Source organism: Flexivirga endophytica, from assembly GCF_014640635.1.
GTDB classification, from domain to species: Bacteria; Actinomycetota; Actinomycetes; order Actinomycetales; family Dermatophilaceae; genus Flexivirga; species Flexivirga endophytica.
The window spans coordinates 12,816-37,704 of the sequence record NZ_BMHI01000003.1; the positions used below are offsets into that span (position 1 = coordinate 12,816).

18 protein-coding genes are annotated in these 24,889 nt (G+C 66.6%); 3 read left to right on the top strand and 15 right to left on the bottom strand.

The window, feature by feature from the left end:
* Positions 1-142: 142 nt before the first annotated feature.
* From fusA to rpsL, 3 genes are all read right to left on the bottom strand, one after another.
* Positions 143-2,257, bottom strand: coding sequence for an elongation factor G (gene fusA / locus IEX71_RS08630; protein ID WP_188836630.1), 2,115 nt, complete (start codon positions 2,255-2,257; stop codon positions 143-145).
* 106 nt (positions 2,258-2,363) lie between these two features.
* A complete protein-coding gene (rpsG, locus tag IEX71_RS08635) occupies positions 2,364-2,834 on the bottom strand; it encodes a 30S ribosomal protein S7 (protein WP_188836631.1) in 471 nt (156 codons plus the stop codon).
* On the bottom strand, positions 2,834-3,208 hold the full coding sequence (gene rpsL / locus IEX71_RS08640) for a 30S ribosomal protein S12 (protein ID WP_188836632.1): 375 nt from the start codon (positions 3,206-3,208) through the stop codon (positions 2,834-2,836). Before rpsL ends, rpsG begins: the two co-directional genes overlap by 1 nt.
* A 446-nt stretch (positions 3,209-3,654) precedes the next feature.
* On the opposite strand from rpsL, the gene IEX71_RS08645 reads away from it, so the two are divergent.
* Positions 3,655-4,617 (top strand): glycosyltransferase family 2 protein, encoded by a 963-nt coding sequence (locus IEX71_RS08645; RefSeq protein ID WP_268235946.1) that lies wholly within the window; start codon positions 3,655-3,657, stop codon positions 4,615-4,617.
* 175 nt (positions 4,618-4,792) lie between these two features.
* Here IEX71_RS08645 and IEX71_RS08650 read toward each other — a convergent pair whose 3' ends face one another.
* From IEX71_RS08650 to IEX71_RS08685, 8 genes are all read right to left on the bottom strand, one after another.
* On the bottom strand, positions 4,793-8,689 hold the full coding sequence (locus IEX71_RS08650) for a DNA-directed RNA polymerase subunit beta' (protein WP_188836633.1): 3,897 nt from the start codon (positions 8,687-8,689) through the stop codon (positions 4,793-4,795).
* A 110-nt stretch (positions 8,690-8,799) separates the two neighbouring features.
* Positions 8,800-12,279: a DNA-directed RNA polymerase subunit beta gene (rpoB, locus tag IEX71_RS08655; protein WP_188836634.1), complete on the bottom strand. Its 3,480-nt coding sequence runs from the start codon at positions 12,277-12,279 to the stop codon at positions 8,800-8,802.
* A gap of 379 nt (positions 12,280-12,658) precedes the next feature.
* Positions 12,659-13,660: an AraC family transcriptional regulator gene (locus tag IEX71_RS08660; protein WP_229749602.1), complete on the bottom strand. Its 1,002-nt coding sequence runs from the start codon at positions 13,658-13,660 to the stop codon at positions 12,659-12,661.
* Positions 13,647-14,204 (bottom strand): anthrone oxygenase family protein, encoded by a 558-nt coding sequence (locus IEX71_RS08665; protein WP_188836635.1) that lies wholly within the window; start codon positions 14,202-14,204, stop codon positions 13,647-13,649. The genes IEX71_RS08660 and IEX71_RS08665 overlap by 14 nt, the downstream gene beginning before the upstream one ends.
* Positions 14,205-14,404: 200 nt before the next feature.
* Positions 14,405-15,121, bottom strand: coding sequence for a S1 family peptidase (locus tag IEX71_RS08670; RefSeq protein WP_188836636.1), 717 nt, complete (start codon positions 15,119-15,121; stop codon positions 14,405-14,407).
* A 177-nt stretch (positions 15,122-15,298) separates the two neighbouring features.
* A complete protein-coding gene (locus IEX71_RS08675; RefSeq protein WP_188836637.1) occupies positions 15,299-16,387 on the bottom strand; it encodes an acyl-CoA dehydrogenase family protein in 1,089 nt (362 codons plus the stop codon).
* Positions 16,388-16,395: 8 nt separating this feature from the next.
* Complete coding sequence (locus tag IEX71_RS08680; RefSeq protein WP_188836638.1) at positions 16,396-17,577, bottom strand: acyl-CoA dehydrogenase family protein; 1,182 nt, start codon at positions 17,575-17,577, stop codon at positions 16,396-16,398.
* A 184-nt stretch (positions 17,578-17,761) separates the two neighbouring features.
* Positions 17,762-18,649, bottom strand: a complete 888-nt coding sequence (locus tag IEX71_RS08685; protein ID WP_229749667.1) for an aminoglycoside phosphotransferase family protein — start codon at positions 18,647-18,649, stop codon at positions 17,762-17,764.
* 58 nt (positions 18,650-18,707) lie between these two features.
* Here IEX71_RS08685 and IEX71_RS08690 point away from each other — a divergent pair, with 58 nt between their 5' ends.
* A complete protein-coding gene (locus IEX71_RS08690; protein WP_188836640.1) occupies positions 18,708-19,136 on the top strand; it encodes a cupin domain-containing protein in 429 nt (142 codons plus the stop codon).
* Between the two features lie 71 nt (positions 19,137-19,207).
* On the opposite strand, the gene rplL is transcribed toward IEX71_RS08690, so the two are convergent.
* The 4 genes from rplL to IEX71_RS08710 all read right to left on the bottom strand — a co-directional run bounded on the left by rplL (position 19,208) and on the right by IEX71_RS08710 (position 22,658).
* Positions 19,208-19,594: a 50S ribosomal protein L7/L12 gene (rplL, locus tag IEX71_RS08695; protein WP_188836641.1), complete on the bottom strand. Its 387-nt coding sequence runs from the start codon at positions 19,592-19,594 to the stop codon at positions 19,208-19,210.
* Between the two features lie 84 nt (positions 19,595-19,678).
* On the bottom strand, positions 19,679-20,299 hold the full coding sequence (gene rplJ, locus IEX71_RS08700; protein ID WP_188836642.1) for a 50S ribosomal protein L10: 621 nt from the start codon (positions 20,297-20,299) through the stop codon (positions 19,679-19,681).
* Positions 20,300-20,604: 305 nt separating this feature from the next.
* Complete coding sequence (locus tag IEX71_RS08705) at positions 20,605-21,381, bottom strand: metallophosphoesterase (RefSeq protein WP_188836643.1); 777 nt, start codon at positions 21,379-21,381, stop codon at positions 20,605-20,607.
* Between the two features lie 83 nt (positions 21,382-21,464).
* Entirely contained in the window at positions 21,465-22,658 is a 1,194-nt protein-coding gene (locus tag IEX71_RS08710; RefSeq protein ID WP_188836644.1) for a damage-control phosphatase ARMT1 family protein, read from the bottom strand.
* A gap of 520 nt (positions 22,659-23,178) precedes the next feature.
* On the opposite strand from IEX71_RS08710, the gene IEX71_RS08715 reads away from it, so the two are divergent.
* A complete protein-coding gene (locus IEX71_RS08715) occupies positions 23,179-24,870 on the top strand; it encodes an ABC transporter substrate-binding protein (RefSeq protein WP_188836645.1) in 1,692 nt (563 codons plus the stop codon).
* Positions 24,871-24,889 lie beyond the last annotated feature (19 nt).

Here is a 24,889-nt window from a genome sequence, read left to right on the forward strand (position 1 = left end):
ATTGCGTCGATTCCGCGCGTAGGGCCTCGCTTGCTTCGCTGCGCGAGCCCCTGCTGTCATCGCCGCATCCTTATTGACAGCCGGGCTGACGATAAGCGCTGCGGCATACCACGATCAATTCGGTATGCCGCGGCGCCCCGCGTCACTCGCCCCGGATCTTCTTGATGATCTCGTCCGCGACGTTCCGGGGAACCTCGGCGTACGAGTCGAACTGCATCGTGTAGTTGGCACGACCTTGGGTCTTGGACCGCAGGTCACCGACGTACCCGAACATCTCGGACAACGGCACGACCGCCTTGACGACCTTGGCGCCGCTGATGTCCTCCATGGCCTGGATCTGACCACGACGCGAGTTGAGGTCGCCGATCACATCGCCCATGTAGTCCTCGGGCGTGCGAACCTCGACGGCCATCATCGGCTCGAGCAGCGCCGGGTCGGCCTTGCGGGCCATCTCCTTGAGCGCCATCGAACCGGCGATCTTGAACGCCATCTCCGAGGAGTCGACGTCGTGGTAGGCGCCGTCCAGCAGGATGGCCTTCACACCGACCAGCGGGTAGCCGGCCAGGATGCCGAGCTGCATGGCCTCCTGGATGCCTTGGTCGACCGACGGGATGTATTCGCGCGGCACGCGACCACCGGTGACCTTGTTCTCGAACTCGTAGAGCTCGCCGTCCTCGGTGTTCAGCGGCTCGAGCGTCAACTGCACCTTCGCGAACTGACCGGATCCACCGGTCTGCTTCTTGTGGGTGTAGTCGTACTTCTCGACCGACCGACGGATGGTCTCGCGGTAGGCGACCTGCGGTGCACCGACGTTGGCCTCGACCTTGAACTCGCGCTTCATGCGGTCGACGATGATGTCCAGGTGCAGCTCGCCCATACCGCCGATGACGGTCTGGCCGGTCTCCTCGTCCAGACGGACGGTGAAGGTCGGGTCCTCCTGCGCCAGCTTCTGGATCGCGGTGCCCAGCTTCTCCTGGTCGCTCTTGGTCTTGGGCTCGATCGCCACGTGGATGACCGGCTCCGGGAAGCTCATCGACTCCAGAACGATCTGCTCGTTCGGGTCGCTGAGCGTGTCACCAGTGGTGGTGTCCTTCAGACCGATCGCCGCGTAGATGTGACCGGCGACCGCTTCCTCGACCGGGTTCTCCTTGTTGGCGTGCATCTGGAAGAGCTTGCCGACGCGCTCCTTGCGACCCTTGGTCGAGTTGACGACGGCGCTGCCGGCAGCGATGCGGCCGGAGTAGACCCGGATGAAGGTCAGCGTCCCGAAGAACGGGTGCGCGGCGACCTTGAAGGCCAGCGCCGAGAACGGCTCGTCCTTGCTCGGCGCGCGAGTGATCTCGACGTCCTCGTCGCCCGGCTTGTGACCGATCATCGGGGGCACGTCCAGCGGCGACGGGAGGTAGTCCACCACGGCGTCCAGCATCGGCTGCACACCACGGTTCTTGAACGCCGAGCCACACAGGATCGGGTAGAGGTCGGAGTTGACCGTGAGCTTGCGGATGGCCGACTTGATCTCGTCGGTCGTGAGCTCGCCGCCGTCGAGGTACTTCTCCATCAGCGCGTCGTCGGCCTCGGCAACCCGTTCGACCAGTGCCTGACGGTATTCGTCGGCCTTCGCCTTGAGGTCGTCCGGGATCTCCTGGATCTCGTACTTGGCGCCCATGGTGACGTCACCCTTGGCGTCACCCGGCCACACCAGCGCGCGCATCTCGACCAGGTCGACGACGCCGACGAAGTCGGACTCGGCACCGATCGGCAGCTGCAGCACCAGCGGCTCCGCACCCAGACGGTCCTTGACCGTCTGGACGGTGAAGTAGAAGTCCGCGCCCATCTTGTCCATCTTGTTGACGAATGCGATGCGGGGGACGTCGTACTTGTCGGCCTGACGCCACACGGTCTCGGACTGGGGCTCCACGCCCTCCTTGCCGTCGAACACGGCAACGGCACCGTCGAGCACACGCAGCGAACGCTCCACCTCGACGGTGAAGTCGACGTGACCCGGGGTGTCGATGATGTTGATCTGGGTACCGTCCCAGAAGGAGGTGACGGCAGCGGAGGTGATGGTGATTCCCCGCTCCTTCTCCTGCTCCATCCAGTCGGTCGTCGAGGCACCGTCGTGGGTCTCACCGATCTTGTGGTTCACACCGGTGTAGAACAGGATGCGCTCGGTCGTCGTGGTCTTACCGGCATCGATGTGCGCCATGATGCCGATGTTGCGAACCTTTTTCAGGTCGGTCAGCACGTCGAGTGCCACGTTGTCTTCTTTCGTGAGTTCTTGAGTGGTTCAGACTCGGTTGTGATGGACGGCGTCGCCGTCCGGGCCCGTCGCCCGATGCCGTGGCATCGGGCGACGGCACGCATCACCAGCGGTAGTGCGCGAAGGCCCGGTTGGACTCGGCCATCTTGTGGGTGTCCTCACGGCGCTTGACCGCGGCACCCAGGCCGTTGCTCGCGTCGAGGATTTCGTTCATGAGGCGCTCGGTCATCGTCTTCTCCCGACGCTGACGGGCGTAGCCGACGAGCCAGCGCAGCGACAGCGTGGTCGCGCGACCCGGCTTGACCTCGACCGGGACCTGGTAGGTCGCACCGCCGACGCGGCGGCTCTTGACCTCGAGGCTCGGCTTGACGTTGTCCAGCGCGCGCTTCAGCGTGACGACCGGGTCGGTGCCGGTCTTCTCACGGCAACCTTCCATGGCGCCGTAGACGATGCGCTCGGCGATGGACTTCTTGCCGTCCAGCAGGATCTTGTTGACCAGCTGGGTGACCAACGGGGAACCGTAGACCGGGTCGACGACGAGCGGGCGCTTGGGAGCGGGGCCCTTGCGAGGCATTACTTCTTCTCCTTCTTCGCGCCGTAATGGGAACGAGCCTGCTGGCGGCCCTTGACACCCTGGGTGTCGAGCGAGCCGCGGACGATCTTGTAACGCACGCCCGGCAGGTCCTTCACACGACCGCCACGCACGAGCACGATCGAGTGCTCCTGCAGGTTGTGGCCGACGCCCGGGATGTAAGCGGTGACCTCGATGCCCGAGGTGAGGCGAACACGCGCGACCTTGCGAAGCGCGGAGTTCGGCTTCTTCGGGGTCGTCGTGTAGACGCGGGTGCACACACCGCGTCGCTGGGGGCTGCCCTTGAGAGCCGGCGTCTTGATCTTGGCGATCTTGTCCTGCCGACCCTTGCGGACGAGCTGGTTGATTGTAGGCAACCTACTGTCTCCGTAACTGATCGAATCTTGTCTGCTGGCACGGGTTCACACCCGCGCCAACTCCTTGGTTTTCCCGGCCCCGCACGACCCCCGCAGTCGGGAGTGTCGGACCGGCGCTCTCCCCCGCACTTCCCGTATGACGAAAGGCCTGTCGGAAATCGACCGGCCGAAGCGCCCGATGAGCTGCCCGGCGAGAGCGTGTGATGGTCTGGTGCCACGCACGAACCGGCATACCCTGGAACGGGCGGCGGATCAGCGGGCAGGGCAGAGCCCACGCACGAAGGACAATCCTACCGGTCCGCCACAGTGCCGCAAAATCGGTGCACTCCGCGCCCTACCGGTAACGCGCGACCTGTCGATCTGGCAGATTTACCGGTGCCACCGTTCACTGGATCCAGCTGGAAGTTGACTCACCTGTGCCGGGAAACCCGCCACCCTCACACCCCGTGCTCTCCGTCGTGGTGCCGATGTACAACGAGGAGGACGTGCTGCCGCTGTTCGTGGAGCGGCTGCGTCCCGTGCTCGACGACATGACGGTGGGCTACGAGGTGATCGTCGTCGACGACGGATCCACCGACAACACCCCGGTGCTGCTGCAGCGCGCGCTGCGCGACTGGCCCGGGCTGCGGATCGTGCGGCTGCGCGCCAACTCCGGTCACCAGGCGGCGATCTCGGCCGGACTGCAGCGCTCGCTGGGCGACTGGGTCGTGACGATCGACGCCGACCTGCAGGACCCGCCGGAGACCATCGCCCGGATGTATGGCGCAGCGGTCGCCCAGAACGTCGATGTCGTCTACGGGGTCCGCACCGACCGCACCACCGACTCCGCGTTCAAGCGGCATACGGCCGGTGCGTTCTACCGGTTGATGCGCCGGCTGGCCAAGCTCGACATCTCGCAGGACGCCGGCGACTTCCGGATGATGTCCCGCTCCACCGTCGATGCGATCGTCGCGCTGCCGGAGCACAACCGCGTCCTGCGCCTGGTGGTGCCGACGCTGGGGTTCCCGTCCACCACGGTCGAATACCGCCGCGACGCCCGCGCCGCCGGCGAGTCGAAATACCCGCTGTCCAAGATGATCCGACTCACGCTCGACTCGATCACCGGCTTCTCCCAGGCGCCGCTGCGCTTCGCGACGTGGTTCAGCCTCTTCGGATTCGTCGTCGCCGCACTGGTCCTGGTCTACGTGGTGTGGAGCAAGCTGAACGGCGGGACGACGTCCGGTTGGGCGTCGACCGTGGTGATCCTGGCGGTCTTCTCAGGTCTGCAACTGCTCTGCCTGGGGATCCTCGGCGAGTATGTCGGCCGCACCTACACGGCCCTGCAGCAGCGACCCAGTTATTACGTCGCCTACGACTCGGACCACACCGGCCCACTGGGGTCCGCAGAGACCGACGAGCCGGTCGACTGAACCGCCGGTCCACCACCCACCCCTTCACCGAGGGGACACCGCATCATCGAGAGGACAGGCGAATCGAACCCGAATCGCCCGATTCCCCTGTCCCCTCGATGTGTCGCCTGTCCTCTCGGCGAAAGGGAAAGCCCCCGACCAAACGGCCGGGGGCTTTCCAATTACTTAACCTTGATCAGCTGTCGAACCCGAGGGAAGCGTCGTCCAGGCGGACGGCCTCACCCGAACCCGGGCCGAAGACCGGGTAGTCGTACGGCTGGTAGTCCGGCAGCGCGTAGAGCGCGGCCTTGGCTTCCTCCGTCGGCTCGACCTTGACGTTGTTGTACCGCGGCAGGCCGGTGCCGGCCGGGATCAACTTACCGAGGATGACGTTCTCCTTGAGGCCGAGCAGCGGGTCACTCTTGGCGTGCATTGCCGCCTCGGTGAGGACTCGCGTCGTCTCCTGGAAGCTCGCCGCCGACAGCCACGAATCGGTAGCCAGCGAAGCCTTGGTGATGCCCATCAGCTCCGGACGACCGGACGCCGGACGACCACCCTCGGCGAGGGCACGTCGCGACGCGTCCTCGAAGCGGGTGCGCTCGGCGAGCTCGCCGGGCAGCAGGTCGGTGTCGCCGGCCTCGATGATCGTGATCCGGCGCAGCATCTGCCGCACGATGACCTCGATGTGCTTGTCGTGGATCGACACACCCTGCTGGCGGTAGACGTTCTGCACCTCGTCGACCAGGTGCTTCTGCACGTCGCGGGCACCCTGGATACGCAGCACCTGCTTGGGATCGATCGCACCCTGCACCAGCAGCGTGCCGACCTCGACGTGGTCGCCGTCCTGCACCAGCAGGCGGCCACGCTTGCTGATCGGGTAGGCGTGCTCGTCCGAGCCGTCGTCCGGGGTCAGCAGGATGCGGCGTGCCTTGTCGGTGTCCTCGATCTGGATGCGACCGGTCGCCTCGGCGATCGGCGCGACACCCTTCGGAGTACGGGCCTCGAAGAGCTCCACAACACGCGGCAGACCCTGGGTGATGTCATCACCCGCGGCGCCACCGGTGTGGAAGGTACGCATGGTCAGCTGCGTGCCGGGCTCACCGATGGACTGTGCGGCGATGATGCCGACCGCCTCACCGATGTCGACCAGCTTGCCGGTGGCCAGCGAACGGCCGTAGCACTTGGCGCAGGTGCCGACACGGGACTCACAGGTGAGGACCGAACGGACCTTGACCTCCTCGACACCTGCGGCGAGCAGCTTGTCGAGGTTGACGTCACCGAGGTCGGCGCCGGCCTCCGCCAGCACCGTGCCGTCCATCTCGACGTCGGTCGCCAACGTGCGGGCATAGACCGAAGTCTCGACGTTGTCGTGCTCGACGAGTGCGCCGTCCGCGCCACGCTGACCGATCGGCAGCGTGAGGCCGCGGTCGGTGCCACAGTCGTCCTCGCGGATGATGACGTCCTGCGACACGTCCACCAGGCGTCGGGTCAGGTAACCCGAGTCGGCGGTACGCAGCGCGGTGTCAGCCAGACCCTTACGGGCACCGTGCGTGGAGATGAAGAACTCCAACACCGACAAGCCCTCTCGGAAGTTGGCCTTGATCGGACGCGGGATGATCTCGCCCTTCGGGTTGGCCATCAGGCCACGCGCACCGGCGATCTGCCGGACCTGGAACCAGTTTCCGCCGGCGCCCGAGGACACCATCCGGAAGATCGGGTTCTTGCGGTCGAAGTTGTTCTGCATGTCCGTGGCGACCTCGTTGGTCGCCTGCGTCCAGATCTCCACGAGCTCCTGACGGCGCTCGTCGTCGGTGATCAGACCGCGGTCGAACTGCGTCTGGATCTTCGCGGCCTTCTCCTCGTAACCCGCGAGGATGCCCCACTTGTTCGAGGACGTCTGCACGTCGCTGATCGCGACCGTGCAGCCCGAGCGCGTCGCCCAGTGGAAGCCGGCTGCCTTCAACGCGTCGAGCGAAGCGGCGACCTGCACCTTCGGGTAACGCTCGGCAAGGTCGTTGACGACGGCCGAGAGCGCCTTCTTGTCGATGTCGTAGTTGAGGAACGGGTAGTCCTCCGGCAGCGTCTCGTTGAACAGCACGCGACCGAGGGTCGTGTCCAGCTCGAACGCCTTCAGGCGACCCATCTCGTCGGGCTCGACACCCTCCGGGATCTCGTAACCGGCCGGCGGGACGTAGTCGAAGATGCGGATCTTCGCCAACGCGCCCAGCTTGATCTCGCCACGGTCGAACGCCATACGCGCCTCGGCCGGGGACGAGAACGCCCGCAGGTGCTCGCCGTCCTCGGTCTTGGCCTCCCCGTCCTGTGCGGACAGGAAGTAAAGACCGGTGATCATGTCCTGGCTGGGCATGGTCACGGGACGGCCGTCGGCCGGCTTCAGGACGTTGTTGCTCGACAGCATCAGGATGCGGGCCTCGGCCTGCGCCTCCGCCGAGAGCGGCACGTGCACGGCCATCTGGTCACCGTCGAAGTCCGCGTTGAACGCGGTGCAGACGAGCGGGTGGATCTGGATGGCCTTGCCCTCGACCAGCTGCGGCTCGAAGGCCTGGATGCCCAGGCGGTGCAGGGTCGGTGCGCGGTTCAGCAGCACCGGGTGCTCGGTGATGACCTCTTCGAGGACGTCCCACACCTCGGCGCGCTGGCGCTCGACCATGCGCTTGGCCGACTTGATGTTCTGGGCCAGGTCGAGGTCGACCAGACGCTTCATCACGAACGGCTTGAACAGCTCCAGGGCCATCTGCTTGGGCAGACCGCACTGGTGCAGCTTCAGCTGCGGGCCGACGACGATGACCGAACGGCCCGAGTAGTCGACGCGCTTACCGAGCAGGTTCTGACGGAAGCGGCCCTGCTTGCCCTTGAGCATGTCGGACAGCGACTTCAGCGGACGGTTGCCCGGTCCGGTGACCGGACGCCCACGACGGCCGTTGTCGAACAGCGAGTCGACAGCTTCCTGCAGCATGCGCTTCTCGTTGTTGACGATGATCTCCGGCGCGCCCAGGTCCAGCAGTCGCTTCAACCGGTTGTTGCGGTTGATGACCCGGCGGTAGAGGTCGTTCAGGTCGGAGGTCGCGAAGCGGCCACCGTCCAGCTGCACCATCGGACGCAGGTCCGGCGGGATGACCGGCACGCAGTCGAGCACCATGCCGGTGGGGTGGTTCTTGGTCTGCAGGAACGCGGTGACCACGCGCAGGCGCTTGAGCGCACGCGTCTTGCGCTGACCCTTGCCGGTGGCGATGGTCTCGCGCAGCGACGCGGCCTCGGCGTCGAGGTCGAAGGTCTCCAGACGCTTCTGCAGTGCCTCGGCGCCCATGCCGCCCTCGAAGTAGAGGCCGAAACGGTCGCGCATCTCGCGGTAGAGCACCTCGTCGCCCTCGAGGTCCTGGACCTTGAGGTTCTTGAAGCGGTCCCAGACCTGCTCCAGGCGCTCGACCTGCTGGTCGGCGCGCTTGCGCAGCTGGTTCATCTCGCGCTCGGCCGACTCGCGGACCTTGCGGCGAGCGTCCGCCTTGGCGCCTTCCTTCTCCAGCTCGGCCAGGTCGGCCTCGAGCTTCGCGGCGCGGGTGTTGACCGCGTTGTCGCGGGAGTTCTCCAGCTCCTTCTTCTCGACCTCGATCTGTGCCTCGAGCGACGGCAGGTCCTTGTGACGCTGGTCGACGTCGACGGAGGTGATCATGTATGCCGCGAAGTAGATGACCTTCTCCAGGTCCTTCGGGGCGAGGTCGAGCAGGTAACCCAAGCGCGACGGAACGCCCTTGAAGTACCAGATGTGGGTCACCGGAGCGGCGAGCTCGATGTGGCCCATCCGCTCACGGCGCACGCTGCTACGGGTCACCTCGACGCCGCAGCGCTCACAGATGATGCCCTTGAAGCGGACTCGCTTGTACTTGCCGCAGTAGCACTCCCAGTCGCGGGTCGGACCGAAGATCTTCTCGCAGAAGAGTCCGTCCTTCTCCGGCTTCAGGGTGCGGTAGTTGATGGTTTCGGGCTTCTTCACCTCGCCGTGGCTCCACTGGCGAATGGATTCAGCGGTGGCGAGGCCGATGCGGAGTTCGTCGAAGAAGTTGACGTCCAGCACGTTGTGCCTTCCTTCTCGTGTCTAGCGAAAGTCTGAAAAGAGTTGGGAAATAAAGGTGTTGGTGTAGGTATGCCGGAGGCTGTCCGGCATACCTACACCGGTGGTCTGTCTCAGACTTCCTCGACCGAACTCGGCTCACGCCGGCTCAGGTCGATGCCGAGCTCCTCCGCAGCGCGGAAGACCTCCTGGTCGGAATCGCGCAGGTCGATCAGGCTGCCGTCGCTGGAGAGCACCTCGACGTTGAGGCACAACGACTGCATTTCCTTGATCAGGACCTTGAACGACTCCGGAATGCCGGGCTCGGGGATGTTTTCGCCCTTGACGATGGCCTCGTAGACCTTCACGCGGCCCGTCACGTCGTCCGACTTGATCGTCAGCAACTCCTGCAGGGCGTAGGCGGCGCCATACGCCTCCAGTGCCCAGACCTCCATCTCACCGAAGCGCTGGCCACCGAACTGGGCCTTACCGCCGAGCGGCTGCTGGGTGATCATCGAGTAGGGACCCGTGGAGCGTGCGTGGATCTTGTCGTCGACCAGGTGGTGGAGCTTCAGGATGTACATGTAGCCCACCGACACCGGCTCCGGGAACGGCTCGCCGGAGCGACCGTCGAAGAGCCGGGTCTTGCCGGTGTGGTCCAGCAGACGCACGCCGTCGCGCGTCGGCAGGGTCGCGTCCAGCAGACCGGTGACGACGTCCTCGGACGCACCGTCGAAGACCGGCGATGCGACGCGGGAGTTCGGCGGGGCCTCCTGGGCGTCCGGCGCGATCTGCTTGGCGAACTCGGGGTCACCCTCGATCTTCCAACCACGCGACGCCGACCAACCCAGGTGCAGCTCCAGGATCTGACCGAGGTTCATACGACGCGGCACACCGTGCGGGTTCAGCACGACGTCGACCGGCGTGCCGTCCTCCAGGAACGGCATGTCCTCGACGGGCAGGATCTTGGAGATGACGCCCTTGTTGCCGTGGCGGCCGGCAAGCTTGTCACCGTCGGTGATCTTGCGCTTGTTGGCCACGTAGACGCGCACCAGCTGGTTGACGCCCGGGGGCAACTCGTCGCCCTCTTCGCGGTCGAAGACCTTGACGCCGATGACCGTGCCGGTCTCGCCGTGCGGGACCTTCATCGAGGTGTCGCGCACCTCGCGCGCCTTCTCACCGAAGATCGCGCGGAGCAGACGCTCCTCGGGGGTCAGCTCGGTCTCGCCCTTGGGAGTGACCTTGCCGACCAGCAGGTCGCCGTCGCGGACCTCGGCACCGATGCGGATGATGCCGCGCTCGTCCAGGTCGGCCAGCACGTCCTCGCTGACGTTGGGTATGTCGCGAGTGATCTCCTCCGGACCCAACTTGGTGTCGCGGGCGTCGATCTCGTGCTCTTCGATGTGGATCGAGCTGAGCGTGTCGTCCTGCACCAGCCGCTGGCTCAGGATGATGGCGTCCTCGAAGTTGTGACCCTCCCACGACATGAACGCCACGAGGAGGTTCTTGCCGAGCGCCATCTCGCCACCGTCGGTCGCGGGACCGTCGGCGATGACCGCGCCGGCCTCCACGCGGGAGCCGTTCTCGACGACCACGCGGTGGTTGTAGCAGTTACCCGCGTTGGAGCGGATGAACTTGCTGATCCGGTAGGTCGTCTGGGTGCCGTCGTCGTTGAGGACCGTCACCAGGTCGGCGGAGACCTCGGTCACGACGCCGGCCTTCTCGGCACGGACGACGTCACCGGAGTCGAGCGCCGCACGGTGCTCCATACCGGTGCCGACCAGCGGCGCCTCGGCGCGCACCAACGGCACGGCCTGACGCTGCATGTTGGCGCCCATCAGCGCACGTGAGGTGTCGTCGTGCTCCAGGAACGGGATCAACGCGGTGGCCGCGGAGACCATCTGGCGCGGCGACACGTCCATGTAGTCGACCTCGTCGGCCGGCACGTCCTCGGACTCGCCACCGCGGCGACGGCTGAGGACGCGGTCCTCGGCGAACCGGCTGTCGTCGGTCAGCACGGCGTTGGCCTGCGCGATGACGAAGTTGTCCTCCTCGTCGGCGGACAGGTAGTGGATCTCGTCGGTGACGTGACCGCTCTTGACCTTGCGGTAGGGCGTCTCGATGAAACCGAACGCGTTGATCCGACCGTAGGACGCCAGCGAACCGATCAGACCGATGTTGGGACCTTCAGGGGTCTCGATCGGGCACATGCGGCCGTAGTGGCTGGGGTGGACGTCACGGACCTCCATGCCGGCACGGTCACGGGACAGACCACCCGGGCCGAGAGCGTTCAGACGCCGCTTGTGCGTCAGCCCCGACAGCGGGTTGTTCTGGTCCATGAACTGCGACAGCTGGCTGGTGCCGAAGAACTCCTTGATGGAGGCGACGACCGGCCGGATGTTGATCAGGGTCTGCGGCGTGATGGCCTCGACGTCCTGGGTCGTCATCCGCTCACGCACGACGCGCTCCATCCGGGACAGGCCCGTGCGGACCTGGTTCTGGATGAGCTCGCCGACGTTGCGGATGCGGCGGTTGCCGAAGTGGTCGATGTCGTCGACCTCTACGCGCAGGTCGATCTCTTCGCCGTCGCGGTGACCCTTGATGGTCTCCTGGCCGGCGTGCAGAGCGACGAGGTACTTGATCGTCGCGACGATGTCGTCGACGGCCAGCGTGCTGTCGTTGATCGACGCCTCGAGGCCGAGCTTCTTGTCGATCTTGTAGCGGCCGACCTTGGCCAGGTCATAGCGCTTGCCGTTGAAGTAGAGGTTGTCCAGGAGGTTCTGGGCGGCCTCGCGGGTGGGCGGCTCGCCCGGACGCAGCTTGCGGTAGATGTCGAGCAGCGCCTCGTCCTGGCTGGCGGTGTGGTCCTTCTCCAGCGTCGCGCGGATGGACTCGTACTCGCCGAACTCCTCGAGGATCTGCGCCTCGCTCCAGCCGAGCGCCTTCAGCAGCACGGTGACCGACTGCTTGCGCTTGCGGTCGACGCGCACGCCGACCTGGTCGCGCTTGTCGATCTCGAACTCCAGCCAGGCACCGCGGCTCGGGATGATCTTGGAGGTGAAGACGTCCTTGTCGGAGGTCTTGTCCAGCGACCGCTCGAAGTAGACGCCCGGGCTGCGGACGAGCTGCGAGACGACGACACGCTCGGTGCCGTTGATGATGAACGTGCCGCGGTCGGTCATGAGCGGGAAATCGCCCATGAAGACCGTCTGGCTCTTGATCTCACCGGTGGTGGAGTTCATGAACTCCGCGGTGACGAACAGGGGCGCGGCATACGTCATGTCGCGCTCTTTGCACTCCTCGATGGAGTACTTGACTTCCTCGAACCGGTGGTCGCGGAAGGACAGGCTCATCGAACCGGAGAAGTCCTCGATCGGGGAGATCTCCTCGAAGATCTCCTCCAGGCCGGACCGGTCCGGAACGTCGACCTTGCCGGCGGCCTTGGCCTCGGCCACACGGGCCTGCCAACGCTCGTTGCCGAGCAACCAGTCGAAGCTGTCGGTCTGCAGGGCCAACAGGTCGGGAACTTCCAGGGGTTCGCGAATTTTGGCGAACGACAGACGGCCCGAAGCCGTCTTTGCCGAGGAGAGGGATTGTGTGCGCGAGGCAGCCAAGGATGGATCCTTCCACAGGCATTCTAAGCGGGCGTTTCGATGTGCGCTTCCGATTCCTGCGGCGTCACCGCGACCGCTTCATGCAGACCGTGAGGCACGGCAGCATGGCCCTGGAGTTTTCTGCGTCCCCGACACGAAATCGGGCACGCGGACAGAGCACGGTCAAAGGTGGGTTGGCTGGATACGGGCAGCGCAAAGCAACACCATACCCGAAAAGTGCCCGCATGTCTACACGCGGTAGCGATCGAACCCCACAGCCCCCCTGGCCCGGAGATTCGATGGGACGAGCGTGCACCCTCTTCGCCCGCGGGTCAAGGGATACCGGCCAGTTTGGCGTGTCGCTTTCGACCCGAAGCGGAGGAGGGACCTGGTGGTGTGCTCAGGCGGACACCTCCGATCGGTATGCCGCAGGGCTGACGCCATACGCCTTCTTGAACGCCGTGCTCAGGCTGAACGGGCTGCCGTAGCCGACCTCGCGCGACACCGACGCCAGCGTGCGGTCGGTGTCCCGCAGCAGGTCCGCGGCGAGCGACAGGCGCCACTGCGCCAGGTAGGCGATCGGCGGCATGCCGACGACTGCCTGGAAGCGGCGGGCGAGCACCGACCGTGAGACGCCGACGCTGACCGCGAGCTCGTCGACGGTCCACGCGCGCGCCGGCTGTGACCGGATCAGTCGCACGGCTTCCGCGACGGCCGGATCGGCCACGACCCGAAGTCCGGCGACGCCACCTGGCGTCCCGGCCGCCCAGTCGCGAACCACTGAGATGAGCACGACGTCGAGGATGCGGTCGAGCACGGCCTCCTGCCCTAGCGCGTCCCGTGCGGCCTCGGCAACCAGCACCGGCAGCAGCGGGCTGTCCGCACCGCTGACCAGCGCGATCTCGGGCAGCGCCGCCGCGAGCGCGGTGCCCAGCTGCGCCTGCGCCGGATAGCTCGCGACGAGCATGGTGTCGTGTCCCGAAGCGTCGTTGCCCCAGGCGCGCACGCCGGTGGCGAGCTCGTCGGACAGATCCCGGCCGTCGGTGCCCGAGCAGGCCTGACCCGGTCCGATGCGGATGTCGGGCACGGTCGTCGGCTCGTCGCTGAGCAGGTAACGAGCCGCACCCCTGACCAGCAGCACGTCGCCCGCGACCAGCCGCTGCGGCGGGTGATCGGTGCGGCGCAGCCAGGAGTCGCCGCTCAGCACCGCCACCATCGTCAGCGGCGATTCCTCGGTGATCTCCAGCGCCCACGGCGGCTCCATCAGCACACGGAGCAGGAACGCCCCGCGGGCCCGCGGCCCGTCGAGCACGTCCGGTGTCCCGGCCAACTCCGCCATGATCTGGGACCCTAGCCACTGCCCATGACACCTGGTGAGCATCGACAGGTCAGCGATGGACATGCGTGCTCACGCGTTCGCCGTATGACGCCCCGACCCCGGCGGACGGCTGTGCCCGGTCCCGCGCTCCGGCGAGGAGTCCGCCGACGAGCAGCCCGACGGCAACCACCGACAGCCCGGCTCGCACGGTGTTGGCCGCGGTCCAGTGCTGCAGGTAGTCCCGCCACAGCCCGACCGACGACGCCGCGTGCGGATCCACCGCGGCGAGGCGGTTGTTCAGCGGCACGTTGTAGACCATCGTCAGCAGCAGACCCGCGAGGTATGCCGCTCCCCCGGCACCCAGCAGCACGTCGGACAGGGCCCGCTCACCCCGCAGCGCGCGGAAGACGAAATATCCACCGGCGAGACCGGCGCCGCAGAAGGCGAGCATGAACGGCCCGTTCTCGATGGACCGGTTGATCGACTGCATCTTCGCGATGCCGGTGGCGTTCGCCATCCGGCCGTACGACGGCATGATCCGTGCAGAGAAGTCGACGTACACGCCCGCGGTCGCCGCCGAGGTGACGGCTCCGAGAATGCCTGCGACGACGGTGAATCGAGAAGTCATGTGGTCTCCCGGTGTTCGGCCCGCCCGTCGCGGACCTCCTACCAGCAGTCCACCGCCGCCACCGGTCGCGCACCATCGGTCAGACGCGCGCGGACATGCGCGCGCGTCCCGGCATACAGCAGCACATGCGAAGAGCGCCGCCCACCCGGGGAGAAGGTCGGGTCGGCAGCGCTCATCCGTGCGTGGGGCGCCCCCTGCCCTCAGACGCCGGCCACCGACTTGATCCAGGAGCGGCTGGCGGTCAGGTTCGCGTAGTTGGAGCCCGCGTGGATGTCGCTGCCCGGGTCCGCGACGTCGCCGGTCGAGCAGACGCCGACGATCACGCCGCCGAGGAAGAGCGGCCCGCCCGAGTCACCGTGGTTGGAGGCGCCGTCGACACCCTTGACGTGCACCGCGCTGCCGCCGTAGGCGTCCGTGCTGGAGCCGACGACGTTGACCGTGGCCTTGTTGAGGTGCGTCGGCTGGGCGCCGCCGGCGGTCAGGCCGTAGCCCCAGATCGTCCCGGTGTCTCCGGACCGCGGGCTGTACGACGAGGCGAGCGGCGCGTAGCTGTTCAGCGTCTTGCTCGAGGACAGGTGCACCAGCGCCACGTCGCCGTTGGCCGAGCCGGCCACCTGGTCGGCCGCGACCGGAGTGCCGGGGCTGGTCACCGAGTTGCTGTAGTAGACGTCCATCCACTGTGTGCCGTCGATGCAGTGCTTCGCGGTCAGGATCCACTGCGGCGCGATCGCCTCACCGGTGCAGCCGTAGGTGCCGCCGCTCTGGCCGAACACCAACTGCACGATGTATGGCGAGCTGCCACTCGTGCCGCCGATGATGTGGGGACTGGCGGGGTCCGCCATTGCTGTGCCGGTGCCGGCTCCGACGAGCGCCGCGGTGGCGGCGGTGGCGAGAGCCAGGCGAGTGAGGCTGCGCATGGGTGAATGCCTTCTTTGCATGATCGATGACAACGAAATGCCGAAGGCGTGAAAACGCTTGCGGCTAGGCCACTTTCGTCGTCTCGCCGACCGGCCGCAAGGGCCGGCCGGCAACCCTTGCCAAAGCCGGAAGGACGCTTGACCAAGTGCTTACGTGTCCTTGGCCGTAGGGGTCGGTCAGGCCAGCACATCCACCTGCGGGTGACCGGCGACGTCGCGCGCGAGCGCGGCAAGATGCCACCGGGTGTCACCGAAGGTGTGCTCGATCGCGGTGATGCGAGCGGTGAAGTGACCGACGGCGTATTCGGCCGTCATACCGATGCCACCGTGCAACTGGATCGCTTCCTGGCCGACGTGCCGGCCGGACTGCCCGACGACGACCTTGGCGCGGGAAGCTACCGTCGCGTCATACGGGTCGGCCGCGAGCGCCATACCTGCGTGCAGGACCGTGCTGCGGGCGAGCTCGAGTGAGACGTACATGTCGGCCGCGCGCTGGGTGAGCGTCTGGAACGCCGCGAGCGGAACGCCGAACTGCTTTCGGGTCTTGAGGTATTCGACCGTCATCGGCAGCGCCGCGTCCATCGCTCCGAGCGCCTCGGCGGCCACCGCGAGGATGCCGAGGTTGACTCCCGCCTGGATGGCGCGCGCCGCGTCGTCGATGCTGCCCAGCGCCACCGCGGGGGTGTCGTCGAAACGCACCCGCATGCCGGAGACCGTGGCGCCTTCGACGAGGAAGAGCCCAGTGCGTTCCCCGACGCGCGCCGTCACGACCAGCTTGTCGGCCACGTCCGCGAAGGGCACCGGCTCCTTGGTGCCGGTGAGTGTCACGTCGCCGTCCGCTGCGGACGCCGTGACGTCATACGCATCGAGCGACCAGGCGCGGCCTGGTTCGGCGAAGGCCGGCACGATCAGCGAGCTGCCGTCGAGCAGATCGGGCAGCAGCTTCGCGCGCTGCTCGTCGCTGCCGCCGAAGGCGATGAGCCCCGCCGCGGTCAACGCGTCGGCGTATGCCGTCACCACGCGTGCTTTGCCCAACTCGGTCGCGGCGATGGCGACCTCGACGGTGCTGGCGTCGGCGCCACCGACGTCCTCACCGAAGGGCAGTGCGAGGAGCCCCATCTCGGCGATGGCGGACCATGCCTTCGGATCGTGCTGCGCCGGACCGACCGGCACGTCGCCGTGTGCTTCGGCAGGAGCATGGCGAGAAGCCAGCTCCCGAACCGCGTCCTGCAGCGCCTTCTGTTCGTCGTCGAAGGTGAAATCCATGACTCAGCTCAGCCTTTCAGTCCGAGGATGCCCGAGGCGATGATGCTGCGCTGCACCTCGTTGGATCCGCCGTAGATCGATGCCTTGCGGAAGTTGAGATAGGTGGGGGTCGCGAGCGCTGTCCACGCCTCCAGGTCGGTGTCATCCGGTTGCGACCACTGGAGTGAGGCCGGACCCGCGATGTCGGCGGTGAACTCCAGGACGTCCTGCTGCAACTGCGATCCGCGCAGCTTCAGGATCGACGACGCCGGCTCGGGCTTGTCGCCGTGCGAGTTGGCCGCGACACGAAGCACCGTCAGCTCGAGTGCTGAGAGTTGGGTCTCCAACTCCACGAAGCGGGCCGCGATCAGCGGCTCGTCGAGCAGTGTTCCCGCGCCGGACCTGGTCGCGGACGCGTGCTCCTTCGCCGTCGCGAGTGCGCGTTTGATCGAAGCCACGGGTGCGACGCCGACGCGTTCGTTGCCGAGCAGGAACTTCGCGATCGTCCAGCCCTTGCCGCGCTCGCCGATGAGCTGGTCGGCCGGCACCCGCACGTTGTCGAAGAAGACCTCGTTGACCTCGTGGCCGCCGTCGATGAGTTGGATCGGTCGGACGCTGACGCCCGGCGACTTCACGTCGAAGACCAGGAAGGAGATGCCCATCTGCTTCTTGGGCGCATCCGGCTCGGTGCGCACGAGCGCGAAGATCCAGTCGGCGTGCTGCCCGAGCGTCGTCCAGGTCTTCTGACCATTGACGACCCATTCGTCGCCGTCGAGCACCGCTGACGTGCGCAGGCTGGCCAGGTCGGATCCGGCGTTCGGCTCCGAGAAGCCCTGGCACCACCAGATGTCGAGGTTCGCGGTTGCGGGCAGGAAGCGCTCCTTCTGCTCCTGCGACCCGAAGGTGGCAATGACCGGTCCGACCATGTTGGCGTTAAACGCCAGCGGCGGCGGGACGCTGGCTGCCTGTATCTCCTGCAGGTAGAGGTGGCGTTGCAACTGGGTCCAGTCCTGGCCGCCCCATTCGACCGGCCAGTGCGGGACGGCGAGGCCGGCGGCGTTGAGCAGTCGCTGCGCGGCGCGCATGTCGTCGGGCTCCAGCTCGCCGCCGGCTGCCCACCGCTCGCGCAGCTCGGCCGGGATCTCGGTGGTGAAGAAATCACGCATCCGCTGCTGGAAGGCAGCGTCCTCGTCGGACATTTGCAGGCGCATGGCGAAGCGACCTTCCTGATCGTGGGTGTGCTACTTCACAGTAACTCAATCGCTAAGCGCTTGCTTAGTGAATGGCGGTCGGCGTACCCGTGCTTACCTCTCCCCAGTGTCGAGCCCTGAACGCCCGGCACCGGCACACCCGCGCAAACCTCTCCCCTGGGGAGACCTGCGAACAGCCCTCCGGTCAGCCGTCGCCGAGCAGTGCGGTCAGCGTCGTGTATGCCGTGCGCGACATCTCGGGGTTGGTCTCGCGGTAGTACCAGAGGCAGCCGATCGCCTGGACGAACGACCACGCGCGACCACGCTCCCACTCCTCGTCGTCGACCTGCAGCGTCGACCGGAAGGCGCGGCGCGCGTTGCCGCGGAACAGGTTCCAGGCCGGTTGCAGGTCCACGACCGGGTCGGCGACGCGCGCTTGGCCGACGTCGATGACTCCGGCCAGGTCACTGCCGCGCACCAGCAGATTGCCCGGCATGAGGTCGTTGTGTGTCCAGGTGTCCGCGGCTTCGTCGCGTCCGAGACCACACCAGTGCTGCCACATCGCGGCGAGCGTGTCCGTGTCGATCATCCCGACGCTCTCGTGCAGGCAGCGCTGGATCCAAACGCCCAAGTCCACGAGCCGGCCGCCCCGGTTGTCGCCGCCGAAGGTCCGGCCGTCCGTGGGCAGGTCTCGCACCTGTATGACGAATTGCCCCAGCGCTTCAGCGAATTCGAGGTCATCACCGACGTCGACGGCGCTCGCCACGTCGCCGTCGATCCAGCGCCATACGGTCCACGGCATCGGGTATGCCGCTGACGGTTCGCCCCTGACGACGAGCTCGGGAGTCGCGACGTCGACCGCGGAGAAGATCCGGGCGGCCTCGATCTCCGCGTCGACGGCCTCGATCGCCGCACCCTCGTCGAGGACGACCAACGGCAGCCGACACACGAGGTCGTCGCCCAGCCGGAACATCGCATTGACCGTGCCGTGAGAAGCCACGCGGGTGATCGGTTCGGCCAGCAGCCTCGGGTGCTGTTGCCGCACCAGGTCGCGCACGAGGGCGGCGGACAGGTCGAGTTCGGCGTCGTGCATCTTCACCGCAGTAACATCGCGACGAAAAGCCCGCGCGTCAAACGAATTCGGAGCCTCCATGAGCAGCTACGCGTCCGACCCGATCCCGTCCGACCCGAGTGAGCTGGGGCTGCAACCCCACCCGGAGGGCGGCTGGTTCCGCGAGACCTGGCGGCATCCGGAGACGGTCGAAACGCCATACGGCACAAGGGCATTGGCCACGTCGGTGCTGTTCCTGTTGCGACCGGGCGACGTCTCCGCATGGCATCGGGTGCGATCACCGGAGATCTGGATCTGGCAGGGCGGTGGGCCGGTCCGGCTCACGCTCGGCGGCACCGAGGACGACCCGACCCAGGCCAGCAGTGTGACCCTCGGGCCCGGCGGTCAGCATGTCGTCGAGGCGGATGAGTGGCAGAGCGCCATACCGGCCGACCCGGAGCGCGCCACGCTCGTCGCGTGCATCGTCTCCCCCGGTTTCGACTTCGCGGACTTCAGCCTGCAGGACTGATCACACGATGCGAAGAAGCCCCGATCCGCGGACGGATCGGGGCTCCTTCAGGAGTGCAGTGGAGCGTCAGCTCACTTGACCTCGACGGACGCGCCGGCGCCCTCGAGCTGCTCCTTGGCCTTGTCGGCGGCAGCCTTGTCGACGTTCTCCAGAACGGGCTTGGGGGCGCCGTCCACGAGGTCCTTGGCTTCCTTCAGGCCGAGGGAGGTCAGCGCGCGGACCTCCTTGATGACCTGGATCTTCTTGTCGCCGGCAGCGGTGAGGATGACGTCGAACTCGGTCTTCTCCTCGGCAGCCTCGGCGGCGCCACCAGCGGCACCACCGGCAGCGGCCACGGCCACCGGGGCGGCAGCGGTGACGTTGAAGGTGTCCTCGAACTCCTTGACGAACTCGCTGAGCTCGATCAGGGTCATCTCCTTGAACTGGTCAAGGAGCTCTGCGGTGCTGAGCTTTGCCATGTTTGGCAACCTTTCGTTTGTTTCTACGACCGGAGTCGTATGCCGTGAGTGGCGTTGATTGTTAAGCGAACTGGGCCGTGAGGCTCAGCTCTCGTCGCCACCCTCGGCGACGTCAGAAGCAGCCTCGGCCGGAGCCTCGGCAGCGGTCTCTTCGGCGGCAGCGGCCGGGGCGTCGGTGGCAACCGGACCCTCGGTCTCGACCTTGTTCCGCAGCGCGTCGACGACCCGAGCGGTCTGCGACAACGGAGCAGCGAAGAGGTAGACCGCCTGGCTGAGCGACGCGTTCATGGCGCCGGCCAGCTTGGCGAGCAGGGTCTCGCGAGACTCGAGGCTCGCAAGCTTGGTGATCTCTTCCGATGACAGGGGCTTGCCGTCCATGACGCCGCCCTTGATCACCAGCTGAGGGTTCGCCTTGGCGAAGTCACGCAGACCCTTCGCGGTCTCCACCGGGTCACCGGTGATGAAGGCGATCGCCGACGGACCCTGGAGGTCGTCATCGAAAGCCGTCACACCGGCCGCCTCGGCGGCGCGCTTGGTCAGCGTGTTCTTCACCACGGTGTAGGTCGCGTGCTCGCGGATGGAGTTGCGCAGCTCGGTGAGCTGAGCCACGGACAGGCCGCGGTACTCCGTGAGCACGGCCGCACCCGAGTCACGGAACTTGTCCGTGAGCTCGGCGATGGCTGCCGACTTGTCGGACTTGGCCATGCGGACCTCCTTCATTGGTGGATGTTCGTGCCGATGGGCCACCACGGAGGGTCCGACATACGAAAAAGAGCCCCGGCGCAGATGCCCGGGGCTCACATAGAGATCGTCGTCGTAGACGTATGACGAGATCATGCTGCCTGGTTCACCTGCGCTGGTCGCCCGCTCATCTGCGGAACCTTCGGCCAGTCGCACGAGGCGACTGAACAACCGGCGGTCTTCGGTGGGTCAAGACTACGGTTCGGGGCGACCGGGGAGCAAATCGACACTTGCCATGACAAGTCGTCCCCGCGGGCTGCCGAGCGCGGCTAACGGTCCGGCAGCGCCCGCCAGTGCGTCACCACGCCACTGTCGGTCGAGCCGTCATCGACGAAGTGCACCGCGAACATCGGTGGTAGCTCGCCGGTGAACTCCGGCAACGGCTCGGCGTCGAGCGTCACGGTGGACACCAGCCCGCCCGGCAGCAACAGCGGCCGCCCGGCGAACGTCATCGCACAGGCGGTGTGTGCGTGGCCGGCGAGCGTTGCCACCACGTTGTCGTGCCGGCGCAACACTGCTTCCAGCTGGTCGGCGTCGCGCAGCCCGATGGGGTCCATCACGTCGATGTGCACGTCCACCGGCGGGTGGTGCAGGCACACGAATGCCGTTTCTCCAGAGGCAAGTTCGTCGTCGAGCCACTCCAAGGAATCCGGCCCGAGCTGACCGTGATCGATGCGTTCACCCGGCGGCGCAGCGACCAGCGAGTCGAGCATGCAGAACTTGACTCCCCCGATCAGGTGCGCTTCGTTGATCGGGTCGTCGCCCCGGTCCGCGGGCAGGTCCCGCAGGATCTCCCCGTATGCCGCGCGCACGTCGTGGTTGCCCGGGCACAGCAGCAGCGGTGCACCGCCGACGCGCTCGTCGAGCATCGCTCGAACCTGCCGATACTCCTGCGGCGCACCGTGATCGGCGATGTCACCGGTCAGTAGCACCACGTCGGGACGAGGATCCAGTGCGTCGACATGGTCGAGGACACGACGGGTCCGGTGAGCGGCGCCGTCATACGCACCGAAGTGGCTGTCGCTGAGATGGGCGATGGTGAGCACCGGACAAGGGTGCACCAGATGTCGCTCCGTTGTCGTGGGCTTTGTCACTGCTGCGGACGACAGTCACGACGCCGGTTACACCGTCAACCGGACAGTCCGAACTGGATGATCGATTTGGTGCCTGCGCACCTCCACCCTGGCGAATCCTGGTCGAGAGAATCGACCGTTGCCGGGTCCAGGCCGACGATCACGTCGGACTTCAGTGTCCGCAGCGCAACGACCGGGGCCGTGAGCCAACCGACCGCCTCTCGGAAGGGGCGGGTTGGTGCCCACCAGAAGTCACCCACGAGCCGGCGGTAGTTCAAGTCACCCTTGGCGATGACGAGCGACGCCGTTGCAAAATGCTCAAGCAACTCGACAGGCATCTCCCACAGATGTAGTGGTGCACAGAAGAAGTCCGGACATTGCAGCGCCAGACGCCCCGCCCGCAAGGCTTCCCATAACCGGTGACCGGCCTGCTCAGCCGGACCCCCGAATCCGGTCAGACGTCGGATGGCGGCGATCACGTCCGTGGGGGTCGCATCCGAGACGAAATAGGGCTGGGGCTTGACATACAGCTCAACGCCGGTTGCGAGCCCGCGTCGGAGCAGGTGATCGATCAGCAGCAGGTCGGGAAGCAGTTCCCTCGCAGCGTTGTCCGCCACGAGCACGATCTGCCCCGGCTCGCTGTTTTCCAGGTGTCGCAACACGGCAGCGCCATCGTCGATCAGTAGCCCAGTGCCGGACGGGGGACCGCTGGGCACACCCGCGGCCAGGTTGAAGCACAGGTCCGCGTGGTTGGCCTGCAGCGAGGACCACAACAAGGCCGGCGCCTGCTCGTCCTCGCCGGTGTGGGTGACCAGTTCGTTGAACTCAGTCAGCAATGTGTCCGTGGCGGCTGAGGCCAGTTCGACCGACTTGAACGGACCGAATGGGTCCACCCCGCGCATCCCACCCGCGTCGAAAAAGCCAGTAGCCGCCAGCAGGCGCCGGAAGAAGTAGTTCTCCGCCCACAGGAACGGAGTCTCGGACCACGATTTCCCGACATGCGGCTCGCACCACCGCAACCAGCTGTCGCGATCGTGCCAGTGTGCGTCCGGTGGCCCGACGACGCCGGACACGATCTGCTCGCCCAACTGGTCAAGACGCGCGCGGTGCTCGGGTCCGTAGGCTGAGGCATCCCGCACCTTGCGGATCAACTCCGGGTACCGCTCGTGAAAGACGCTCCACGGAAAGCTTCCCGGGGTGTCGCACAGAATCGGCGCGGGCAGGACACCGAGTGTGCTGCGAACCTGCATCAGTTCTCCTACTTCTCGTACGGATCATTGATCCACCTCCGGGGTTGCCCGGGGACAGGACAGCGGCGTCCGGCGTACGGCCCAAGGTCTACTGCTTTCCCAAGTACAGCCTGTCGACGCGGCACGAGCACCTGGTCGGCCGGGCGGTTCCACTCCGTCACGCGAGGGGTAGTCATCGCCTCCCGACATGGGGTATGCGTCGGTCAGAGCTGGTACCGGGCGGCGACCGCGTCGATGAACATCTGCGTGGTAGTTGTCGATAGGCAGTGCGGTTCGGACTCGATCGTGTAGCACCCCAAGGGGCGCGCGATCAATCTTCGACGCGGTTCCTGGCTCTTCGCTGCATCTCGACATCGGGTGATCGCCATACGCCATCAGGATCCGGATCCGCACTAACGTCAGGAGAGTTGGCGCGCGCCGCGCACGCGTGACCCTTGCGGTGCGTGGCCCGAGGTGAGCGGGTTACATAACGCTCGCTTAGTATGTCGATAACTCCCCATGGCCATTCCGAAAGGTCGACATGTCTCGTCGTCGCGCGTCCCTCATCGCTGTCACCGCACTCACCGGAAGCCTGGTGCTGGCTTCCTGCAACGCCAATTCCCACGGCAGTTCGTCCAGCGGCTCGGCGTCCGGTGGACACGGCGCCACCGCCACGGCGAAGAAGGGCGGCACGCTCTACGAATACTCCTCCAGCAAGGAGATCCACTTCGATCCGGCCAAGAGCCAGAACCTCGGCACCAGCTCCATCCACCTCATCGTCCGCGGGCTGACCTCGTGGCAGACCTCGCCCACCGGCGACACGAAGCTGGTCCCCGACCTGGCGACCACCACCGGCAAGCCGTCCGACGGCGGCAAGACGTGGACCTTCACGCTGAAGAAGGGCCAGGAGTATGCCGATGGCAGCCCGATCACCGCGCAGGACATCAAGTTCGGCATCGAGCGCAGCTTCGACCCGCAGTTGCAGGGCGGCCTGAGCTACCACAAGGCACTGCTGGTCGGCGGCGAGAAGTACCAGGGGCCGGCCAAGGGCAAGCACCTCGCCTCGATCGAGACGCCCGACAAGTCGACCATCGTCTTCCACCTCGTCCGTCCGTTCGCCGACTGGGGCTGGGTGGCGTCGATGCCGGCCTTCGCGCCGGTGCCGGCGAAGTCCGGCATGGGCATCCCGAAGTACGACCACACCCCGCCGTCGTCCGGCCCCTACCAGGTGGCGTCCTACAAGGTGGGCTCGAACGTCACGCTGAAGCGGAACCCGCACTGGCAGAAGAGTTCCGACGAGGCACGCTCCGGTGCACCCGAGAAGGTCGTCTACGAGATGGGCCTGGACCCCGACACCCTCGCGCAGCGGATGGTCGACGACCAGGGCAACGACAAGAACGGCGCCGGTGTCGGTGTCACCGCGGCGATCGTGCCCAAGATCAACTCCGATCCGTCGGTCAAGGCGCGCACCACGGTCTCGCCGTCCGGCGCCGCGGAGTTCCTCGTGCTCAACACCAGCCGGCCAGGCCTGAAGGACCTCAAGGTTCGCAAGGCACTGCAGTACGCGATCAACAAGAAGTCGCTCCAGACCATCGCCGGCGGTCCGACATACGCCGGCTCGATCGCGACCACCTTGATCCCGCCGGGCGTGCAGGGCTACCAGAAGTACGACCTCTACAAGGCGCCCGCGACCGGCGACGTCGCGAAGGCCAAGAAGCTGCTGGGCAACGCCAAGGTGCCCACGCTGAACCTCGTCTACGACTCGACGACACCTGAGCTGGCCAAGCAGGCGGCATCGGTCAAGGCGGACCTGAAGAAGGTCGGGATCAACGTCAAGACCACCCCGCAGGACAGCGACACCTGGTACGCGACCGTCTCGCAGAGCAACAACTTCGACCTGGCGATCTCCGGCTGGCAGGCCGACTACCCCGGCGCCTACGCACAGCTGCAGCCGGTCTTCGCGTCCAACCAGATCGGTGGGGGCAACTTCAACCTGTCGAAGTTCAAGGACCCGGCGGTCGACGCGGCCATCAACAAGGCCACGTCCCTCACCGATCCCGCCAAGGCCGACGCGGCCTGGGCCGCGCTCGACAAGCAGATCCTGCAGCAGGCTCCGGTCGTGCCGCTCTACTACTCGCACCAGGCCTACCTCAACGGCAGCAACGTGACCGGCACCTACATCCCGACGTTCCCGACCTACCCCAACGTGTTGGTCCAGGGCCTGAAGAAGTGACGGCGGCGGTTGCGCGCAG

What these genes read in the sequence shown, in the direction of transcription:
- rpsG (WP_188836631.1), bottom strand. Translation starts at nt 2,834, where the DNA reads ATGCCTCGCAAGGGCCCCGCTCCCAAGCGCCCGCTCGTCGTCGACCCG.
- IEX71_RS08660 (WP_229749602.1), bottom strand. Translation starts at nt 13,660, where the DNA reads ATGTCCATCGCTGACCTGTCGATGCTCACCAGGTGTCATGGGCAGTGG.
- IEX71_RS08665 (WP_188836635.1), bottom strand. Translation starts at nt 14,204, where the DNA reads ATGACTTCTCGATTCACCGTCGTCGCAGGCATTCTCGGAGCCGTCACC.
- IEX71_RS08670 (WP_188836636.1), bottom strand. Translation starts at nt 15,121, where the DNA reads ATGCGCAGCCTCACTCGCCTGGCTCTCGCCACCGCCGCCACCGCGGCG.
- IEX71_RS08675 (WP_188836637.1), bottom strand. Translation starts at nt 16,387, where the DNA reads ATGGATTTCACCTTCGACGACGAACAGAAGGCGCTGCAGGACGCGGTT.
- IEX71_RS08680 (WP_188836638.1), bottom strand. Translation starts at nt 17,577, where the DNA reads ATGCGCCTGCAAATGTCCGACGAGGACGCTGCCTTCCAGCAGCGGATG.
- IEX71_RS08685 (WP_229749667.1), bottom strand. Translation starts at nt 18,649, where the DNA reads ATGCACGACGCCGAACTCGACCTGTCCGCCGCCCTCGTGCGCGACCTG.
- IEX71_RS08690 (WP_188836640.1), top strand. Translation starts at nt 18,708, where the DNA reads ATGAGCAGCTACGCGTCCGACCCGATCCCGTCCGACCCGAGTGAGCTG.
- rplL (WP_188836641.1), bottom strand. Translation starts at nt 19,594, where the DNA reads ATGGCAAAGCTCAGCACCGCAGAGCTCCTTGACCAGTTCAAGGAGATG.
- rplJ (WP_188836642.1), bottom strand. Translation starts at nt 20,299, where the DNA reads ATGGCCAAGTCCGACAAGTCGGCAGCCATCGCCGAGCTCACGGACAAG.
- IEX71_RS08710 (WP_188836644.1), bottom strand. Translation starts at nt 22,658, where the DNA reads ATGCAGGTTCGCAGCACACTCGGTGTCCTGCCCGCGCCGATTCTGTGC.
- IEX71_RS08715 (WP_188836645.1), top strand. Translation starts at nt 23,179, where the DNA reads ATGTCTCGTCGTCGCGCGTCCCTCATCGCTGTCACCGCACTCACCGGA.